The sequence below is a fragment of the Nicoliella sp. ESL1106 genome (assembly GCF_058509965.1).
On the sequence record NZ_CP196340.1, the window covers coordinates 944,998 to 962,553 of the forward strand.

General features: G+C 37.8%; 12 protein-coding genes. 11 read left to right on the plus strand and 1 reads right to left on the minus strand.

What is annotated here, in order from left to right:
- The 7 genes from dnaG (at window position 1) to clpB (ending at window position 9,951) form a co-directional block, all read left to right on the plus strand.
- The gene (dnaG, locus tag ACSVI6_RS04130; protein WP_491716213.1) at window positions 1–1,854 is read left to right on the plus strand and encodes a DNA primase; all 1,854 of its coding nucleotides are present in this window, start codon (window positions 1–3) and stop codon (window positions 1,852–1,854) included.
- Between the two features lie 17 nt (window positions 1,855–1,871).
- Window positions 1,872–2,978 carry an RNA polymerase sigma factor RpoD gene (gene rpoD, locus ACSVI6_RS04135; protein WP_491716214.1) on the plus strand — a complete coding sequence of 369 codons (1,107 nt, stop codon included), beginning with the start codon at window positions 1,872–1,874 and terminating at the stop codon, window positions 2,976–2,978.
- Between the two features lie 63 nt (window positions 2,979–3,041).
- The gene (locus tag ACSVI6_RS04140; RefSeq protein ID WP_491720505.1) at window positions 3,042–4,367 is read left to right on the plus strand and encodes an IS3 family transposase; all 1,326 of its coding nucleotides are present in this window, start codon (window positions 3,042–3,044) and stop codon (window positions 4,365–4,367) included.
- Between the two features lie 130 nt (window positions 4,368–4,497).
- On the plus strand, window positions 4,498–5,205 hold the full coding sequence (locus ACSVI6_RS04145) for a tRNA (adenine(22)-N(1))-methyltransferase (RefSeq protein ID WP_491716215.1): 708 nt from the start codon (window positions 4,498–4,500) through the stop codon (window positions 5,203–5,205).
- The gene (locus ACSVI6_RS04150; RefSeq protein WP_491716216.1) at window positions 5,192–5,992 is read left to right on the plus strand and encodes a Nif3-like dinuclear metal center hexameric protein; all 801 of its coding nucleotides are present in this window, start codon (window positions 5,192–5,194) and stop codon (window positions 5,990–5,992) included. Before ACSVI6_RS04145 ends, ACSVI6_RS04150 begins: the two co-directional genes overlap by 14 nt.
- A gap of 15 nt (window positions 5,993–6,007) precedes the next feature.
- Window positions 6,008–7,252 carry a peptidase T gene (gene pepT / locus ACSVI6_RS04155; protein ID WP_491716217.1) on the plus strand — a complete coding sequence of 415 codons (1,245 nt, stop codon included), beginning with the start codon at window positions 6,008–6,010 and terminating at the stop codon, window positions 7,250–7,252.
- 107 nt (window positions 7,253–7,359) lie between these two features.
- A complete protein-coding gene (clpB, locus tag ACSVI6_RS04160) occupies window positions 7,360–9,951 on the plus strand; it encodes an ATP-dependent chaperone ClpB (RefSeq protein ID WP_491717292.1) in 2,592 nt (863 codons plus the stop codon).
- A gap of 41 nt (window positions 9,952–9,992) precedes the next feature.
- Here the strand turns inward: clpB and ACSVI6_RS04165 are convergent, their stop codons facing one another.
- Window positions 9,993–10,178, minus strand: coding sequence for a DUF2929 family protein (locus ACSVI6_RS04165; RefSeq protein WP_491716218.1), 186 nt, complete (start codon window positions 10,176–10,178; stop codon window positions 9,993–9,995).
- A gap of 125 nt (window positions 10,179–10,303) precedes the next feature.
- Here ACSVI6_RS04165 and dnaE point away from each other — a divergent pair, with 125 nt between their 5' ends.
- The 4 genes from dnaE (at window position 10,304) to xerD (ending at window position 17,536) form a co-directional block, all read left to right on the plus strand.
- Window positions 10,304–13,684, plus strand: coding sequence for a DNA polymerase III subunit alpha (gene dnaE / locus ACSVI6_RS04170; RefSeq protein ID WP_491716219.1), 3,381 nt, complete (start codon window positions 10,304–10,306; stop codon window positions 13,682–13,684).
- Between the two features lie 153 nt (window positions 13,685–13,837).
- Window positions 13,838–15,595 carry a pyruvate kinase gene (gene pyk, locus ACSVI6_RS04175; protein ID WP_491716220.1) on the plus strand — a complete coding sequence of 586 codons (1,758 nt, stop codon included), beginning with the start codon at window positions 13,838–13,840 and terminating at the stop codon, window positions 15,593–15,595.
- A gap of 164 nt (window positions 15,596–15,759) precedes the next feature.
- Window positions 15,760–16,644: a CvfB family protein gene (locus ACSVI6_RS04180; RefSeq protein ID WP_491716221.1), complete on the plus strand. Its 885-nt coding sequence runs from the start codon at window positions 15,760–15,762 to the stop codon at window positions 16,642–16,644.
- 4 nt (window positions 16,645–16,648) lie between these two features.
- The gene (xerD, locus tag ACSVI6_RS04185; protein WP_491716222.1) at window positions 16,649–17,536 is read left to right on the plus strand and encodes a site-specific tyrosine recombinase XerD; all 888 of its coding nucleotides are present in this window, start codon (window positions 16,649–16,651) and stop codon (window positions 17,534–17,536) included.
- The last annotated feature ends 20 nt before the right edge of the window (window positions 17,537–17,556 follow it).

Consider the following 17,556-nt stretch of genomic DNA (forward strand, 5'->3'; position numbering starts at 1 on the left):
ATGGTAAAGATCCCAAAAGAAGTGATTGATAACGTAAAAAATAGCGTTAATATTGCTGACGTGGTAAGTCAATATGTTCAATTAAAAAAATCTGGGCAAAATCTTTGGGCACGTTGCCCATTTCATGATGAACGGACGCCATCTTTTTCAGTTTCTGAAGATAGGCAAAGCTTCAAATGTTTTAGTTGCGGGCGTGGCGGAAATGTTTTTACATTTTTAATGGAAATAAAAAATATTTCCTTTCCAGAGGCTGTAATTGAAGTAGCTAATATGCAGAATATTGAAATTCCTGATTATTATAAAAATAATGCGGGCGGGGCAAATCAAGTAGATGATTTCCAAAAGCAGTTGATTGATGTTTATGATCAAGTCGCTGATCTTTATCATTACATCTTAATCAGTACTAAAGCAGGCCAACATGCTTTACGTTATCTTCATGAGCGTGGATTAACTGATGAAACGATTAATGAGTTTAATTTGGGCTTTGCCCCGCAAAAAAACGTTTTGTCTGCTTTTTTGAAGCAAAAAAAGGTTGATCAAAAATTAATCTTGCATTCAGGGTTATTTATCGAGCGTGATGATGGAACGCTTAATGATCGTTTCTTTAGCCGAGTAATGTATCCAATTCGGAATCAATCTGGTAAGACGATCGCCTTTTCTGGGCGGGTGTTAGATAAGGAAGCTAGTCAAGCTAAATACTTGAACAGTCCTGAAACTAAAATCTTTAGTAAGCGTGATGTTTTATTTAACTTAGATAAAGCTAGATCAACTGTTAGGATTGCAAAGGATGTAATTTTGTTCGAAGGGTTCATGGATGTTATCTCTGCCTTTCAAGCGGGAGTTAAAAATGGAATTGCATCTATGGGGACTAGTTTTACGGAACAGCAAATTCATCAAATTGAGCGGATCACTGATCATTTATACGTTTGTTACGATGGGGATGCTCCTGGGCAAAAGGCAATTAACAGAGCGATTGATGCTTTATCTAACTCCCGTTTGAAATTGGGAGTTATTCAAATGCCTGATGGCGTTGATCCCGATGAGTATCGGAAACAAAATGGTGATGAGCAATTTAGAAATGCGATCAAGGCTGCTCGGGAAAGCCCAGTGACCTTTAAATTGCGTTTTTTGAGAATGCATCGTGATTTAAGTCGTGATGAAAACCGAGTGGCGTATTTAAATGATGCGCTATCGGTAATTGCTACTGTCGATACGCCAGTTGGTCGCGATGTTTATATTAATCAACTAGTGAGTGAATTTAATGTGGATAAACAGGCATTGGTCGATCAATTAGATGGTGTTATTAAAAATCAACAACACCAAAAGCGGTACAATCGTCAACATCATCAACAAATTGATGATAATCAATTATCAATGATTCCAGAGCAGCCTCCCCAACCAAAGCTATCCAAAATCGAAAGTGCTGAACAATTTTTGCTTTTTCGCATGCTTCATGATCATGATATTTGGTTGCGGATATCAGGGATCAAGGGATTTTGCTTTGCTACGGAGTCGTATCAAACTTTATATATGTTAGCTGAAGATTACTTTAATAAGCATATTAGTTATAACTATGTTGAGTTTGTTAATATGATCAAAGAAGCTGACTTAAAACGAATTGTAATGCACTTAGAATCTTTGCCTATTTCTGAGCAAAGTTTTGATGGTGAAATTGAGGATTATGTTAATATAATCATGCATGAAGCACCACTTAAAAATCAGATTAAAGCCAAGCAAGAACAACTACTTGAATCGACAAGAACAGGGAATGTTCAAGAACAAATCAAACTTGGTGTTGAACTAATTGAACTTGAACAACAACGCCAAAAACAATTTGGTAATGATCAATCTTAATTTAGGGGGCTTTTTAAATGGCTGATAGTAAAAAGACAGAAGAATACAAAGAATCATTAAAATCATTAGTTAGAAAGTATAAGAAAGTAGGACATATTACCTACGATGAATTAAATGATACGATTATCGTTCCATTTAAATTAACCGAGGCATCTTCAAATAAGCTACTAGAAAAAATTGAAGATGTAGGAATTAGTGTTGTTGATAAAAATGGGGATCCAGATCCTAGAGCGTTAAAAGCAGCAAAGGATGTTACTAAAAAAGAACTAAGCAATAGTGCATCTGCACCCACTGGTGTTAAGATTAATGATCCCGTTAGGATGTACTTGAAGGAAATTGGTCGAGTACCCCTCTTAAAGGGCGAACAAGAAATTCAACTAGCAAAGCGGATCGAAGACGGTGACGAAGAAGCTAAGCAAGAATTAGCTGAAGCTAACCTTCGATTGGTGGTCTCGATTGCTAAGCGTTACGTTGGTCGTGGCATGCAATTTCTTGATTTGATTCAAGAAGGAAACATGGGGCTAATGAAGGCGGTTGAAAAATTTGATTACCGTAAGGGATTTAAGTTTTCCACCTATGCAACATGGTGGATTAGACAAGCAATTACCCGTGCGATCGCTGATCAAGCTCGGACAATTAGAATTCCAGTCCACATGGTGGAAACGATTAATAAGTTAATTCGAATTCAAAGACAATTACTCCAAGACCTTGGCAGAGAACCAACCCCTGAAGAGATTGGTGCTGAAATGGATATGCCAACTTCCAAGGTTCGTGGAATCTTGAAAATTTCGCAAGAACCAGTTTCGCTTGAAACGCCAATCGGTGAAGAAGATGACTCTCATTTAGGGGACTTCATTAAGGATCAAGATGCCACTAGTCCCGCTGATCATGCAGCCTATGAACTACTAAAGGAACAACTAGAGGGCGTTTTGGACACCCTTACTGATCGGGAAGAAAACGTTTTAAGATTACGGTTTGGATTAGATGATGGCCGAACTAGAACCCTAGAAGAAGTCGGTAAAGTCTTTGGTGTTACTAGGGAAAGAATTCGTCAAATCGAAGCTAAAGCCCTTCGAAAGCTAAGACATCCATCTAGAAGTAAGCAACTAAAAGATTTCTTATAATATAAATATGAAGAGACCCCCGTATGTTGGACAGAAAATGTTCAGCATACGGGGGTCTTTATTTTGGCAAAATATAGTTATGAATTTAGATTGAAAGTTGTTTTAGAATACCTTTCTGGAGTTGGATCAACTACGTTGAACCATAAATATGGCATTAAGGGTGTTGCAACAATCTACTCGTGGGTAAAGACGTATAAAAAATTTGGTAAAAAAGCGCTTATTGCAAAACATTATAATCAAGAATATTCTTATATGTATAAATTAAAAGTGCTGAAATGGATGCACCTCTACCACAAGTCGTATCCAGAAACAGCACTTCATTTTAATATTGCATCTCCGTCGAGCATCTTTACATGGCAACGGAGATTAGAGAATGGAAGCCTATATTTAATGAATAAACGTAAGTCCCATCAAAAGAATGTTCTCACAAATAGCGCTGTAAAGCAAATTAAACTGTTAAAAAAGCAAAATTTAGCTTTATCGATTAAACTATCCTATGAAAAATTACTAAGCACTAATAATCAATACGAAAGTATTGATTTATTAGTGAAAAAATTTAGTGATGTTGCAATTTCTAGAATATTATCATCAATTTCATTCCCTAAAAGTAGTTATTATCATCATAGAAAAGCTTCGCTTTCGAAAATAAATGATGAGTTTGATACTGAGGTGAAAAAGGCTGTTAAGGATCATCCTGCTTATGGTTATAGAAGAATAACAGCATTATTTAACAATAATGGATACCATGTTAATCACAAAAGAGTCCAGAGAATTATGCAAAAATACAGTTTACAGTGCCAACTATTTGGAAAAAGAAAACGTAAATATAACTCTTACCATGGCCAAGTAGGCCATGTTGCTGATAATGTTTTAAATGGTGATTTTTCATCTAATAGTTTTGGAGAGAAGATAACGACAGATGTAAGTGAATTTAGATATGGAAATGAAGATATAAACCATCGGGTTTATCTTTCTCCAGTGATGGATTTATATTCTGATAAAATCATTTCATATGGAATTAGCAGCCATCCAACAGTTGAACTAACATTAAAGCCGTTGAACCAGGCACTAAAAAGAATCCAGAACACTGTTAAGCATTCAATTGTGCATAGTGATCAAGGAATTCAATACCAGAGTCATAGTTGGGTTCAAACACTAAACAAATATGAAGCTATTCAGTCCATGTCCCGTAAGGGGACATGTTTAGATAATGCTCAAATGGAATCATTTTTCCATATCATGAAAATTGAAATGATGAATACGCATTATGATACCAAAAAATCCTTAATCAATGCGATGAAAACATGGATTAAGGATTACAATAACAATAGATTAAAAGAAAAACTAGGATACCAATCACCAAATCAATATTTGGAATTGATATCCTAGCAAAAAGTATTAGTCCAACCTATAGGGGTCAGATCAATACGAAAAGAAGGCCATTTTGGTTCTTCTTTTTTATTTTATTGTTTATTTTGCTATAATTTAAATATTAAATAATTGTAACGGGGTAATCATTTTGGACGGAAATAATTTATCGCAACGGTTAATGAACGTTGCACAGTATGTAAAAAACGGGAGTCGATTAGCTGATATTGGCTCCGATCATGGGTATTTACCAATTTACCTAGCAAAGGCGGGAAAAATATCATTTGGAATTGCTGGTGAAGTTGCAATGGGGCCATTAAGTAATGCTGAACATGAAATTAAAATTGCAGGGTTAAGTAATGTGATTATGCCCCGATTGGCGGATGGACTCGCAGCAATTAAAGATTCTGATCAAATTGATACGATTACGATTGCTGGGATGGGCGGTTCGTTGATTGCTAAAATTTTAGAACAAGGGAAGGCTAAATTAGTTAATTTTCCTGAATTAATTTTACAGCCTAATGTTGATGCAATTGATGTGCGCAAGTGGTTGGCCGATAATCAATACCAAATCGTTCATGAGAACATATTAAAGGAAGATCATCACATCTATGAAATTATTAATGCGGTCAAGGCTGTAAAAAAAATTGATTACACACCGAGGGAGTTAATGTTTGGCCCCTTTTTGATCAACATGCAAAATGAAGCATTTACTGAAAAATGGCGGGATAAAATCATGCGCTTACAACGGGCACTTCAACAAATGCAATTAGCAAAGGTGCCGCCATTGGATCGGATTGAACGATTAAAAGTTGAAATTAATGAAATCCAGGAGGTTTTAAAAGATGCGCGGAATTGATTTAGTAAGACGATTTGAACAGTTTGCTCCTCAGAGCATTGCGGTTGCTCATGATCCAATTGGATTACAGATTGGTGATTTAAATCGGCCGGTGAAAAGGGTAATGACAACGCTAGATGTAAGGCCTGAAGTAGTGGCAGAAGCCATCGCCCAAGATGTTAATTTTATATTTGCACACCATCCCGTAATGTTTCGGCCTGCTAAGAACTTAGACCTTACAAATCCCCAAAATGAAATGTATGCACAAATTATTAAGCATGATATCACAGTTTATGCAGCTCACACTAATTTAGATGATGCCAAAGGCGGGATGAACGATTGGCTAGCAACGGCGATCGGTTTAAATGAAACGATTGGATTAGTTGAACTCGGCACCCCTTCGAATCAGTTTAGCATGGGCCGCATTGGTAATTTGTCCAATCCAATGCGGGTGATTGATTTTGCGAAACGTTGTAAACAAATTTTTGATATTAGCGGACTGCGATTAGTATCTAACCACCCAGATAAAATGATTCAAAGGGTTGCAATCCTTGGTGGTGACGGTGGTAAATTTTATTTAAATGCGTTGGATAAGGGCGCAGATGTTTATGTTACTGGGGATGTTTACTATCATACAGGCCATGACATGCTATCTTCTGGACTGAGCGTAGTTGATCCAGGACATAATATTGAAAAAATCTGCATTCCGAAATTAGCAGCACTGTTTGAAGATTGGGCTGCTCAAAATAACTGGGAAGTTGATGTAATTCAATCGCAAGTGAATACAGATCCATATACTTTTATTTAATTTAAGGAGAATATAATGACAGAAAATCAGTACCATTCATTAATCCCTCGTTTTTTAAGATACGTTCAGATTAACACTCGTTCCGATGAAAATTCGACTACTTCACCTTCAACCCAACGGCAAGTCGACTTTTTGAACCAAATCAAGCAAGAATTAGTCACAATTGGGTTGAGCAACGTCAGAACGAATTCAAAAAGTAGCTATGTTTTTGCAACATTGCCATCCAATCTTGATTACCCAACGACTAAGGTCGGCTTTATCTCACATGTTGATACTGCTGATTTTAATTCGGAAAATGTTAAGCCTCAAATTGTAGCGAACTATGATGGCCATTCAGTAATCAAGCTTGATCCAGAAGGAAAATACACTTTAGACCCAGCTGTTTTTTCCAGTTTAAAAAAGTATGCAGGCCAAACACTAATTACTACTGATGGTAATACATTGTTAGGGGCAGATGATAAATCAGGGGTTAGTGAAATTATGACTGCCATGGAATACTTGATTGCCCATCCAGAAATTAAACACGGTGAGATCGAGGTGGCATTTGGTCCAGATGAAGAAATTGGGACTGGAGCTGATCACTTTGATGTTGATGACTTTGGAGCTGAAATTGCGTATACAGTTGATGGTGGTCAATTAGGCGACTTGCAATATGAAACATTTAATGCTGCGACTGGTTCCGTATCAATTTCTGGAACCGATGTACACCCAGGTGAAGCTAAGGGGGTAATGGTGAATGCATTATTATTAGGAATCGAGTTTCAAGATGCCCTCCCAAAACATGATCGACCAGAATTAACTGATGGTCGTGAAGGATTTTTCTTCCTTCTTAAAATGAGTGGGACGCCTGATTCTGCAAGGTTAGATTACATTATTCGTGATCATGATCATGATCGTTTTGAACAACGCAAGCATTTATTTGAACAGATTGCTGCTAATATTAATGAACGATTTGACACGCCACGAGTAAAAGCGGTTGTTAAGGATCAATATTATAATATGGCTGATGTTTTAAAGAACGACATGACAGCAGTTGATATTGCTAAAAAAGCAATGGAAAATCAAGATATTAAACCATTGATCTTTCCTGTCCGTGGGGGGACTGATGGTTCTAAGATTTCTTTTATGGGATTGCCGACGCCGAACCTTTTTGCGGGTGGCGAAAATATGCATGGTAGATTTGAGTATATTTCTGAGCAAACAATGGAACGCGCTGTCGATGTGATCTTGGAAATTGCATCATTAGTTGCTAAACAATAATTGGTCAAAATTGGTCAAATTATTTCAAATTTAAAATTAATTCTGATATGATAATTATGAACTCTAGATGAGTTCATAATTATTTTAGTATGGAAATGAGTGATATTTTGAATCCAGATAATTTAACTGAAGCAGTTTCACAAGCTTTGGCACAAGCACAAAAAATTACAATTACTAGAAAACAACAACAGATTGGGATTCCCCAATTATTTAAATTTTTAATTCAACCTGGTGAATTAGGACGGCAAATTTATGCCGATTTAGGGTTGGATGTTAAGCAACTGGAACAAGAAATCGATTCAGAAATTGATCAAATTGCGACCGTTGAGGGTGACGTTAAATATGGTCAAGGACTAAGTAGTGAGTTATATGATTTATTGCAAAAAGCCGACCAAGTTAAAACTGAACTAGGTGATGAATACGTTGCAATTGATACTTTAACGATTGCTTTGATGCAGCTAAATGGAGAAAAGCTATCTGATTATTTAAAGCAACATTCCATTACCGAACAAAAGGTTAGAAATGAAGTTGAAAAAATTCGGGGAGGCGAAAAAGTGACGTCTAAGGATCAAGAAGATAATTTTCAAGCGTTAAAGAAATACGGAGTAGATTTAGTTGCCGAAGCGAGAGCTGGTAAATTAGGTCCTGTTATTGGTCGGGATGGAGAAATTCTAGATGTTATCAGAATCCTTTCCAGAATGACTAAGAACAATCCGATCCTAATTGGAGATCCTGGGGTAGGTAAAACAGCAATCGTAGAAGGATTAGCTAAACGAATCGCAGTGAACGATGTTCCCGAAAACCTTAAAAATAAGACGGTTTTTGAGCTTGATATGAGTTCTTTAATTGCTGGGGCTAAATATAGGGGACAATTTGAAGAACGGCTCAAAGCAGTCTTAAAAGAGGTCAAAAAATCAGAAGGTCAAATCATCATGTTCATTGATGAAATTCATAACATCGTGGGGGCTGGAAAGTCCGAGGGAAGTATGGATGCTGGAAACATCTTAAAGCCAATGCTCGCACGTGGTGAATTACATTTAATTGGTGCTACCACCCTAGATGAATACCGTCAATACATGGAGAAGGATAAGGCGCTTGAACGGCGTTTTCAACGCGTATTAGTTAAAGAGCCTAGCGTGGATGATACCATCACCATTCTTCGTGGAATTAAGGAACGTCTTGAAATTCACCATGGTGTTCGCATCCATGATAATGCACTAGTTGCTGCTGCTAAACTCTCAGATCGCTACATTACGGATCGCTTTTTACCTGATAAGGCGATCGATCTAGTTGATGAAGCTTCATCAAAAATTGAGGTCGAAATGAATTCGAGCCCAACTGAATTAGATCAATCTAATCGTCAGTTAATGCGAGAAGAAGTCGAATTAGCTGCCCTTAAAAATGAAACTGATGAGGCCTCTAAAAAGCGACTTGCTGAATTAAAGCCCCAGCTTGAAAATACTCGTGAACGAGTGAATGGATTGAACGCACGTTGGCAACGTGAAAAAGACTCGATTAATAAGCTGGGTGAAAAGAAACGGCAATTAGATCAAGCTCGAAATGAGTTAAAACAAGCTGAAAGCAATTATGATTATAGTAAAAGTGCCGAATTAAAGAATGGTAAAATCCCGCAATTGGAATCGGAACTTAATCAAATGGAATCCGAAGATCATTCTAAGGACTGGTTGGTCGAAGAGTCAGTTACTAGTAATGAAATTGCGGATGTCGTTAGTCGCCAAACTGGCATTCCAGTTAATAAATTGGTGCAGGGTGAACGTGAAAAGCTGTTACACTTAGCTGATAATTTACACAAGCGGGTGATTGGCCAAGATGCAGCTGTAAACGCGGTCGCAGATGCGGTCATTCGTTCAAGAGCGGGGTTACAAGACCCAAGCAAGCCATTGGGTTCATTTCTATTTTTAGGACCAACTGGGGTCGGTAAAACTGAATTAGCTAAGGCGCTTGCTGAAGACCTCTTTGATTCCGAAGACCATATGGTCAGAATTGATATGTCTGAATACATGGAAAAGGAATCAGTTTCTAGACTGGTCGGTGCTGCTCCTGGATATGTAGGGTATGAAGAAGGAGGCCAACTAACCGAAGCGGTTAGGAGAAATCCATATACGATCGTATTGTTTGATGAGATTGAAAAAGCTCATCCAGATGTATTTAATATCTTATTACAGGTCTTAGATGATGGTCGGTTAACTGATAGTCAAGGGCGGACCGTTGACTTTAAAAACACCATCTTGATCATGACTTCTAATCTTGGATCCGATATTTTATTAAGTGGAACTGATAAGGATGGTCATATTAATGCTGATGCTAAACAACAAGTTCAATCACTATTGAAGAGTCGGTTTAGACCTGAATTCTTGAATCGTATTGATGCTGAAATCATGTTTACGCCACTTTCTTTAAACGATGTCGAACAAATTGTTGTGAAAATCGTTAACGGATTATCTAAACGATTAGCTGAACAATCGATTCAACTATCGATTACCCAAAATGCAAAGCGATGGATTGCAAAGCAAGGCTATGAACCACAGTATGGTGCACGCCCATTACAAAGATTTATTACAAATAATGTTGAAACTCCCCTTGCTAAACAAATTATTGGAAACCAAATTAAGCCGAATAGCAAGGTGCAAATTGACTTAGCTGATAACCAACTTAGTTTTAAGTCAACTGCAGAATAAAATAAAAGCTGCTGACCATTTAGTCAGCAGCTTTTATTTTATTAAATTTTTTTATCTGATAGTAAATTAATTCCATTAACGGCAATTATAGCTACTACGGCAGCAACGATTCCAACACCAACGTAGTTAACAGTAACGCCTGATAATGCTGAATTAATGTATCCTAGGACATCCCCAAAAATGAATGCCCAGAAAATAACAGTAAGATTTGCAATTAAAGAACGCATATTATCCACCTCGCATTAACTAGCATTCTATCACAATTTAAGAAAAAAACAATTTAAAACCAATGCTATTTGTTGAAAACTTGCCCGTTCCCAATTAAGATAATTGAAGAGAAAGGATGTTTGCCATGGGATTTGTACCACTTCAAGTAGTCAGTAGCTATAGTTTATTAAAAAGTACGATTTCAATTGATCGTTTGGTTAACGTTGCTAAACAACGGGGTTATCGAACGTTAGCACTTACCGATAATAATGTGATGTATGGGGCGGTTGAATTTTATAATGCATGTCGCAATGCCGAGATGAAGGCGATCATCGGAATGAACGTTTCGCTTGCGGGAATTGTGCAACCGCTAAATTCATTTCCGGTGACGCTGTTAGCTCAAAATCAAAACGGTTATCAAAACCTAATGCGGATATCAACGTTGATTCAAACGGCAAAGACCAATAACTTGATTTCAGTTAATCAAATTGGGGCTTTTTTGAAAGATTTGTTTGTTATTTTACCCAATAATGGTGAGTTAATTAATTTACTGGGGAATAATGATGCGGTGGCAAATGAAATTAATATCTGGTGTCAATACGTTGATTTGAACAATTTAAAATTAGCAATCACCTCCACTTTACCATCAGAAATAGTTAGCCAAATTAGATCCGTTGGTGCTCAATATCACCTTAATTTAGTTGGAATCGACCCAGTTGAATATATTGACTCTGAGGATTACTTTGCAAAACAAGTACTCGGTGCGATTGGGGATAGCAACAGCGTTAACTTTTCACCTGCCAAGCAGAATCAAACCGGTAAAAATTGGTTAAAACCACTTGAAATGGTTGAACGGGAGTATCATCTAAGGGGCTTAGAATCTGAAATGGAGCAGACCCAATTAATTGCTGATCACTGTGAAGTTAAAATTGAAAAAAAGCCCACCCAATTACCAACCTTTCCGACCCCAGAGGGGCAATCATCTAAACAATATCTTGAACTTCTTTGTCAATCAGGGCTCAAGAGTCGATTTGATGCAGGGCATATTGATAAAGAGCGCTTTAAAGACTATCAACAAAGACTAGACCATGAGTTATCAGTCATTATTAGAATGGGGTTTGCTGATTATTTTTTGATCGTTTGGGATGTAATTAATTATGCCCATTCAGTTGGCATTACTACTGGACCAGGTCGAGGATCTGCAGCGGGTTCGTTGGTATCTTATGTACTTTCAATTACCGATGTAGATCCAATTCAGTATGATTTATTATTTGAACGGTTTTTAAATGAAGAACGGGCCCAAATGCCTGATATCGATTTGGACATTCCGGATGACCGTCGAGATGAGATCCTTAACTATGTTCATGATAAGTATGGTAACGATCGAGTCGCTCAGATCATTACGTTCGATACTTTTGGTGCGAAGCAAGTTTTAAAAGACATCAATCGGACTTTTGGTGTTAGCAACGACCATGCGAGCCAATGGAGTAAGGCAATTCCAAGTGAAGTTCATATTAGCTTACGAAGTGCCTATGAGAAATCACAAGGATTAAGAAATATTGTGAATACGAGTTCTTTGAACCGCTTGATTTATGAAACAGCTTTAAAATTAGAGGGATTGCCTCGTCATTTTTCAACCCATGCGGCTGGGGTCATCTTAAGTAATCAACCTTTGGTGAACACTACGCCCCTGCAGAACGGAAAAAATAATATTTTAATGACTCAATATTCAAAGAACTATGCTGAAGAAGTCGGGTTATTGAAAATTGATTTTCTTGGATTGCGGAATTTATCGTTTTTGGCATCGATCATCGACTTGATCCATCGAACGACAGATCCTAATTTTGATATTCATCAAATTAATATTAACGATGCTAAAACACTGCAACTGTTTCAAAACGGTGATACAAATGGTATTTTTCAATTTGAATCCAGTGGGATTAAAAATGTTTTGAGGCAGGTTAAACCAACTGATTTTAACCTAGTTGCCGTCGTCAATGCATTATATCGGCCTGGACCAATGCAAAATATTAATGAATTTGTGGCACGTAAAAATGGCAAAAAAACAGTTGCTTACCCTGATCGTGCATTGGCGCCGATTTTAGGGCCGACGTATGGAATTATTGTTTATCAAGAGCAAGTAATGCAGGTCGCTTCCGTGATGGGGGGCTTTACCCTTGGTCAATCAGATGTTTTAAGGCGTGCGATGAGTAAAAAGAAACAGTCCGTAATGGATTCGATGCGGGTCAAATTTATATCTGGTGCTAAGCAACGGGGTTTTACACCAGAAGTTGCAAACATTACGTTCGACTATATTGATCGTTTCGCTAGTTATGGTTTTAATAAATCGCATGCGGTCGCCTATAGTAAGATGGCGTTTCAGTTAGCTTACCTTAAGGTGCATTATCCATTACAGTTTTTTACGACGATTTTTAATGCTGAAATGGGAAACAAAGCAAAGACCAGGACGTTTTTACTTGAGGCCAAAAGTCATCAAATTGAAATCCTAGCACCAAATATCAACCTTAGTAATCGGGAGTTCAGTTTACAAGATGGCAAGATTGTTTTTGGGTTGGCAGCGGTGAGAACCGTACGTAGTGATTTAATTACTAATATTGTTTCAAATCGCGAACAGGGTGGCATCTTTACGAACCTTCATAATTTCTTATCCCGTTTAGACAGCAAGTTTTTGAAACCAGCTCTAATTGAACCGCTGATTTATGCAGGGGCATTAGACTGTTTTAACTTGAATCGTTCTGAATTAATTGCTTCTTTAAATGAATTTATTCAGTACTTAAAACTAAGTGGAGGTAGTACTAACCTGTTGGACACGCTTGCACCGATCATGAAACATCGCGATGAGTTTTCAATGGGAGAGCTCTTGGAGAATGAACAAAAATATTTGGGTGTCTATTTATCAAGTTTTCCAACTGAACAGTTCGCAGCGGTTAGTAATCAATTCCAAACCAAGCATGTAAATGACCTGCCCCAATATATTAATCAATCGGTCAATATATTGGTGTTCGTTAACCAAGTGAGGACGATTCGGACGAAAAAAGGCGATCCAATGGCCTTTGTTAACGGTAGTGATCCAATTGGTGAAGTGGATATCGTGGTGTTCCCTAAGGTCTATAGGCAGGTTAAAGCACATCTCGTGGCACAACGGGTCCTATTGATTAATGGACGAGTTGACTTGCGCAATGGTGAGCAACTACAGTTGATCGCAAATCAAATTCAATCAGCTGCAAATGTGCAAAGCGACTTAAACCATCGACCTAATAATAATAAACCAGCTGGAATTTGTTTTTTAAGAATTAATTCTGAGAATAATCAAATGAACACTTTGAATCAGTTGAATCAACTGATTAAATCAAATCCTGGTCCATATCGAGTGGTGCTATATTGGGCAGAACAAAATAAACGGCAGTTATTAAATCCACAGTTTTCACTTAGTGATGACGGTGTAATTCAGTCGCATCTTCGAAATTTATTGGGAAACCAAAACGTAGTCTACCAAAAACGTTAAAAATAATGTAAAGCCAATAAAAAACAAAGTTAAAAGCAGACATAAATCATTAAAAGTGATACAATACTTGTGTAATCCAATATGTGGAAATTAGTTCACTAGTTTTTGATTAGTTAGTTAATTTGCGCAAAATCAAAGGAGAGAGTTTAACTTATGAAGAAGACTAAAATCGTAAGTACATTAGGTCCAGCTAGTACTGATCTTGATACTATTATTAAGTTGATGAAGGCCGGAGCTAACGTTTTCCGTTTTAACTTTTCACATGGTGACCACGAAGAACATTTAGGTCGGATGAACATCGTGCACGAAGCTGAAAAGCAAACTGGAAAGACAATGGGAATCATGCTTGATACTAAGGGTGCTGAAATCCGTACCACTGTTCAACAAGGTGGCAAGCTTGACTTCCATACAGGTGATCAATTTAGAATCTCAATGGATGCTTCTATTGAAGGGACTAAGGATAAGATCGCTGTTACTTACCCTGGTTTATTTGATGATGTTCACGAAGGTGGACACGTTTTATTTGATGATGGTATCTTAGATGCTGTTGTTGATGAAAAGGATGCAGCTAATAAAGAATTAGTTGTTACTGCACAAAACAATGCTGTGTTAGGTTCACGTAAGACCGTTGATGCACCTGGTGTATCAATCAACTTACCTGGTATTACTGACAAGGATACTAGTGACATTCGTTTTGGTTGTCAACACGGAATTAACTTCATTGCTGCTTCATTTGTTCGTAAGCCTGAAGATGTTCTTGACATCCGTAAGTTACTCGAAGAAGAAAACATGGAAGATGTTCAAATCTTCCCTAAGATTGAATCACAAGAAGGTATCGACAACTTTGAAGATATCATGAAGGTTTCAGATGGTTTAATGATTGCTCGTGGTGACATGGCCGTTGAAATTCCATTTGAAAACGTTCCTTTGGTTCAAAAGCACTTAATTGACAGATGTAACGAAATGGGTAAGCCAGTGATCACTGCTACTCAAATGTTAGACTCCATGCAAGAAAACCCACGTCCATCACGGGCTGAAGTTTCTGATGTTGCTAACGCTGTTTGGGATGGTACTGATGCTACTATGCTTTCAGGTGAAAGTGCTAATGGTGACTACCCAGTTAAGTCTGTTCAAGCAATGAGCAAGATCAACGTTAAGGCTGAAAACGTATTTAACCTATACGGTCGTAAGCGCCCAGACTTTAAGAACGGTGACGTTACTGAAGCCTTAGGTCACACCGTTGCTCAAATGGTTAAGGATCTTGGTATCAAGACTGTTGTTGCCACTACTTCTACTGGTTACACTGCTCGCATGATTTCCAAGTACCACCCAGATGCTAACATTCTTGCATTAACTTTCGATGACCGTACTCGTCGTGGTTTAACTGTTAACTGGGGTGTTCACCCAATCGTAGTTGAACAACCATCAAGTACTGATGCAATGTTCGACTTAGCAGCTAACAAGGCTGTTGAAACTGGTTTAGCTAAGGAAGGCGACTTGATCTTAATCACTGCTGGAGTTCCAGTTGGTGATCGTGGTACTACTAACTTAATGAAGGTTCAATTAATCGGATCTAAGTTAACCCAAGGTCAAGGTGTTGGTGACAAGACTGTTATCGGTAAGGCTTTTGTTGCTAACAATGCTGATGAAGCAAATAGCAAGGCTACTGATGGTGGTGTCTTAGTTGCTAAGAACACTAACAAAGATTACATGCCAGCTATTAACAAGGCTAGTGCAATCATCGTTGAAAACGGTGGATTAACTTCACACGCTGCGGTTGTAGGAATCTCAATGGGAATTCCTGTTATCGTTGGTGCTGGAAATGCTACTGAAAAGATTTCCGATGGTGAATTAATTACTGTTGATGCTCGTCGTGGTATCGTTTACCATGGTGCTTCAAGCTCAATTTAATAATTAATTAATCTGAATTTAAAAAGTCCGTTCCGAATGGAGCGGACTTTTTTTGTTTCTTTTGACCATTTAGGGTGCAAAAAGCTATAATTAAATTAGAGTGAAATGATTATTTAAAGAGTGTATAATCTGTTAGATAACGTAAAAAAGAAGTGAGGTTCGCTATGAATCAAATTATTGGAAGGGTTGCTTCTGGGAAAGTAACTGATGAAAACGACAAATTTTATTTTGTTCAAATTGAAGGAGCCACTTTTCAATTAGATAAACAAGAAATTAACAAACCACTTAAACTGGGGAGTAATTTTAAGGGGTTTACCTATGAAAATGAATCCCATAAAATGCAAATTACCAGAACGGTCCCGAAGACGCAAATTGATCATTATGCGTTTGGAGAAGTGGTCGGTTTTAAGCATGACTTAGGGATTTTCGTTAATATTGGATTATCCAATAAGGATGTTGCCGTTTCGTTAGACGATTTACCGACGATTCGTTCTATCTGGCCCAGCGTTGGTGATCATTTGATGATTGCCTTAAAAGTGGATAAAAAGGGTCGAATTTGGGGGCAATTAGCTGATGAAGAGATATTTAACGCAATCGCTAAGCCAGCAAGTAATAAGATGATGAATAAAAACGTAAAGGCAACGGTTTATCGTGATAAGCTAGCTGGGACTAAAGTAATTACTGATGACTATCATCTTGGTTTTGTTCATCCGAATGAACGAGAAGTCGAACCCAGATTGGGCCAACACGTATCAGGACGCGTAATTGGTGTTCATCCTGATGGCTCTTTGAACTTATCATTGAAGCCGCGTGCTTATGAAGCCATCAGTGGTGACGCTGCAATGATCTTTGCGGTTTTAAAGCGTAATGAGGATGGGCAGTTGCCTTATACTGATAAGAGTGATCCTAAAGCAATCAAGCAATTTTTTGGCATTAGTAAGGGACAGTTCAAACGTGCGATTGGGTCGCTATTAAAGCAACGGCTAGTAACTGAAGATGAACAATACTTGAAGTTAACAGAATTAGGTATCAATAAAGACGTGGAGTGATCTAATGGATCAGCTAGTGAGTGAGTATGTAAGATACATGTTAGTTGAACGTGGGTTGGCGAACAACACTATTAATAGTTATAAACAAGATATTGTAGAATTGGTTGCTTTTTTAAGGCAACATAATATTTTGGATTGGCGTTCTGTAGACCAAAATGTGATTTTGGAATACATTGCTCATTTACAAAAATTGGGGAAAGCTAAAAGTTCTGTGACCCGCTTTATTTCCGCAATGCGTGAGTTTTATCAATTTTTAATGCAGTTTCACTACGTCGATGTTAATCCAATGTTAAAAATAGATATGCCTAAGCCTGATTATCACCTTCCCGATGTTTTAACCGAGATGGAAATCAATCAATTGTTACAACAGCCTGATACCACGAATAAATATGGAATTCGTGATCGGACGATCTTAGAAGTAATGTATGCTACTGGTTTGCGGGTCAGTGAATTGGTGGGGCTAAAGTTAGCGGATCTTCATTTGGATATGCAATTGATTCAAACCCTGGGGAAGGGAGATAAAGAACGCATTATTCCGATTGGAACCGTTGCGATCGAGTGGATTCAACGATATTTACAGACTAGTCGGCCCCAACTATTGGGCAAGCAAGCTTCGAATTACTTGTTTTTGAACGCACGCGGTGGCGGGCTCAGTCGGCAAAGCATCTGGCAAAAGATTAAACAATACGTTGCCCAAACAGATATTAAAAAGAATGTGACCCCGCATACCCTTCGCCATTCTTTTGCGACTCATATTTTAGAAAACGGGGCTGATTTACGAATCATCCAAGAGTTGCTGGGGCATTCAGATATTTCAACGACGCAGTTCTATACCCATATTTCTCATAGTCACCTTAGTGAAGTTTATGAAAAATATCACCCCAGAAAGTAATTTAATAAAGAGGATTTATT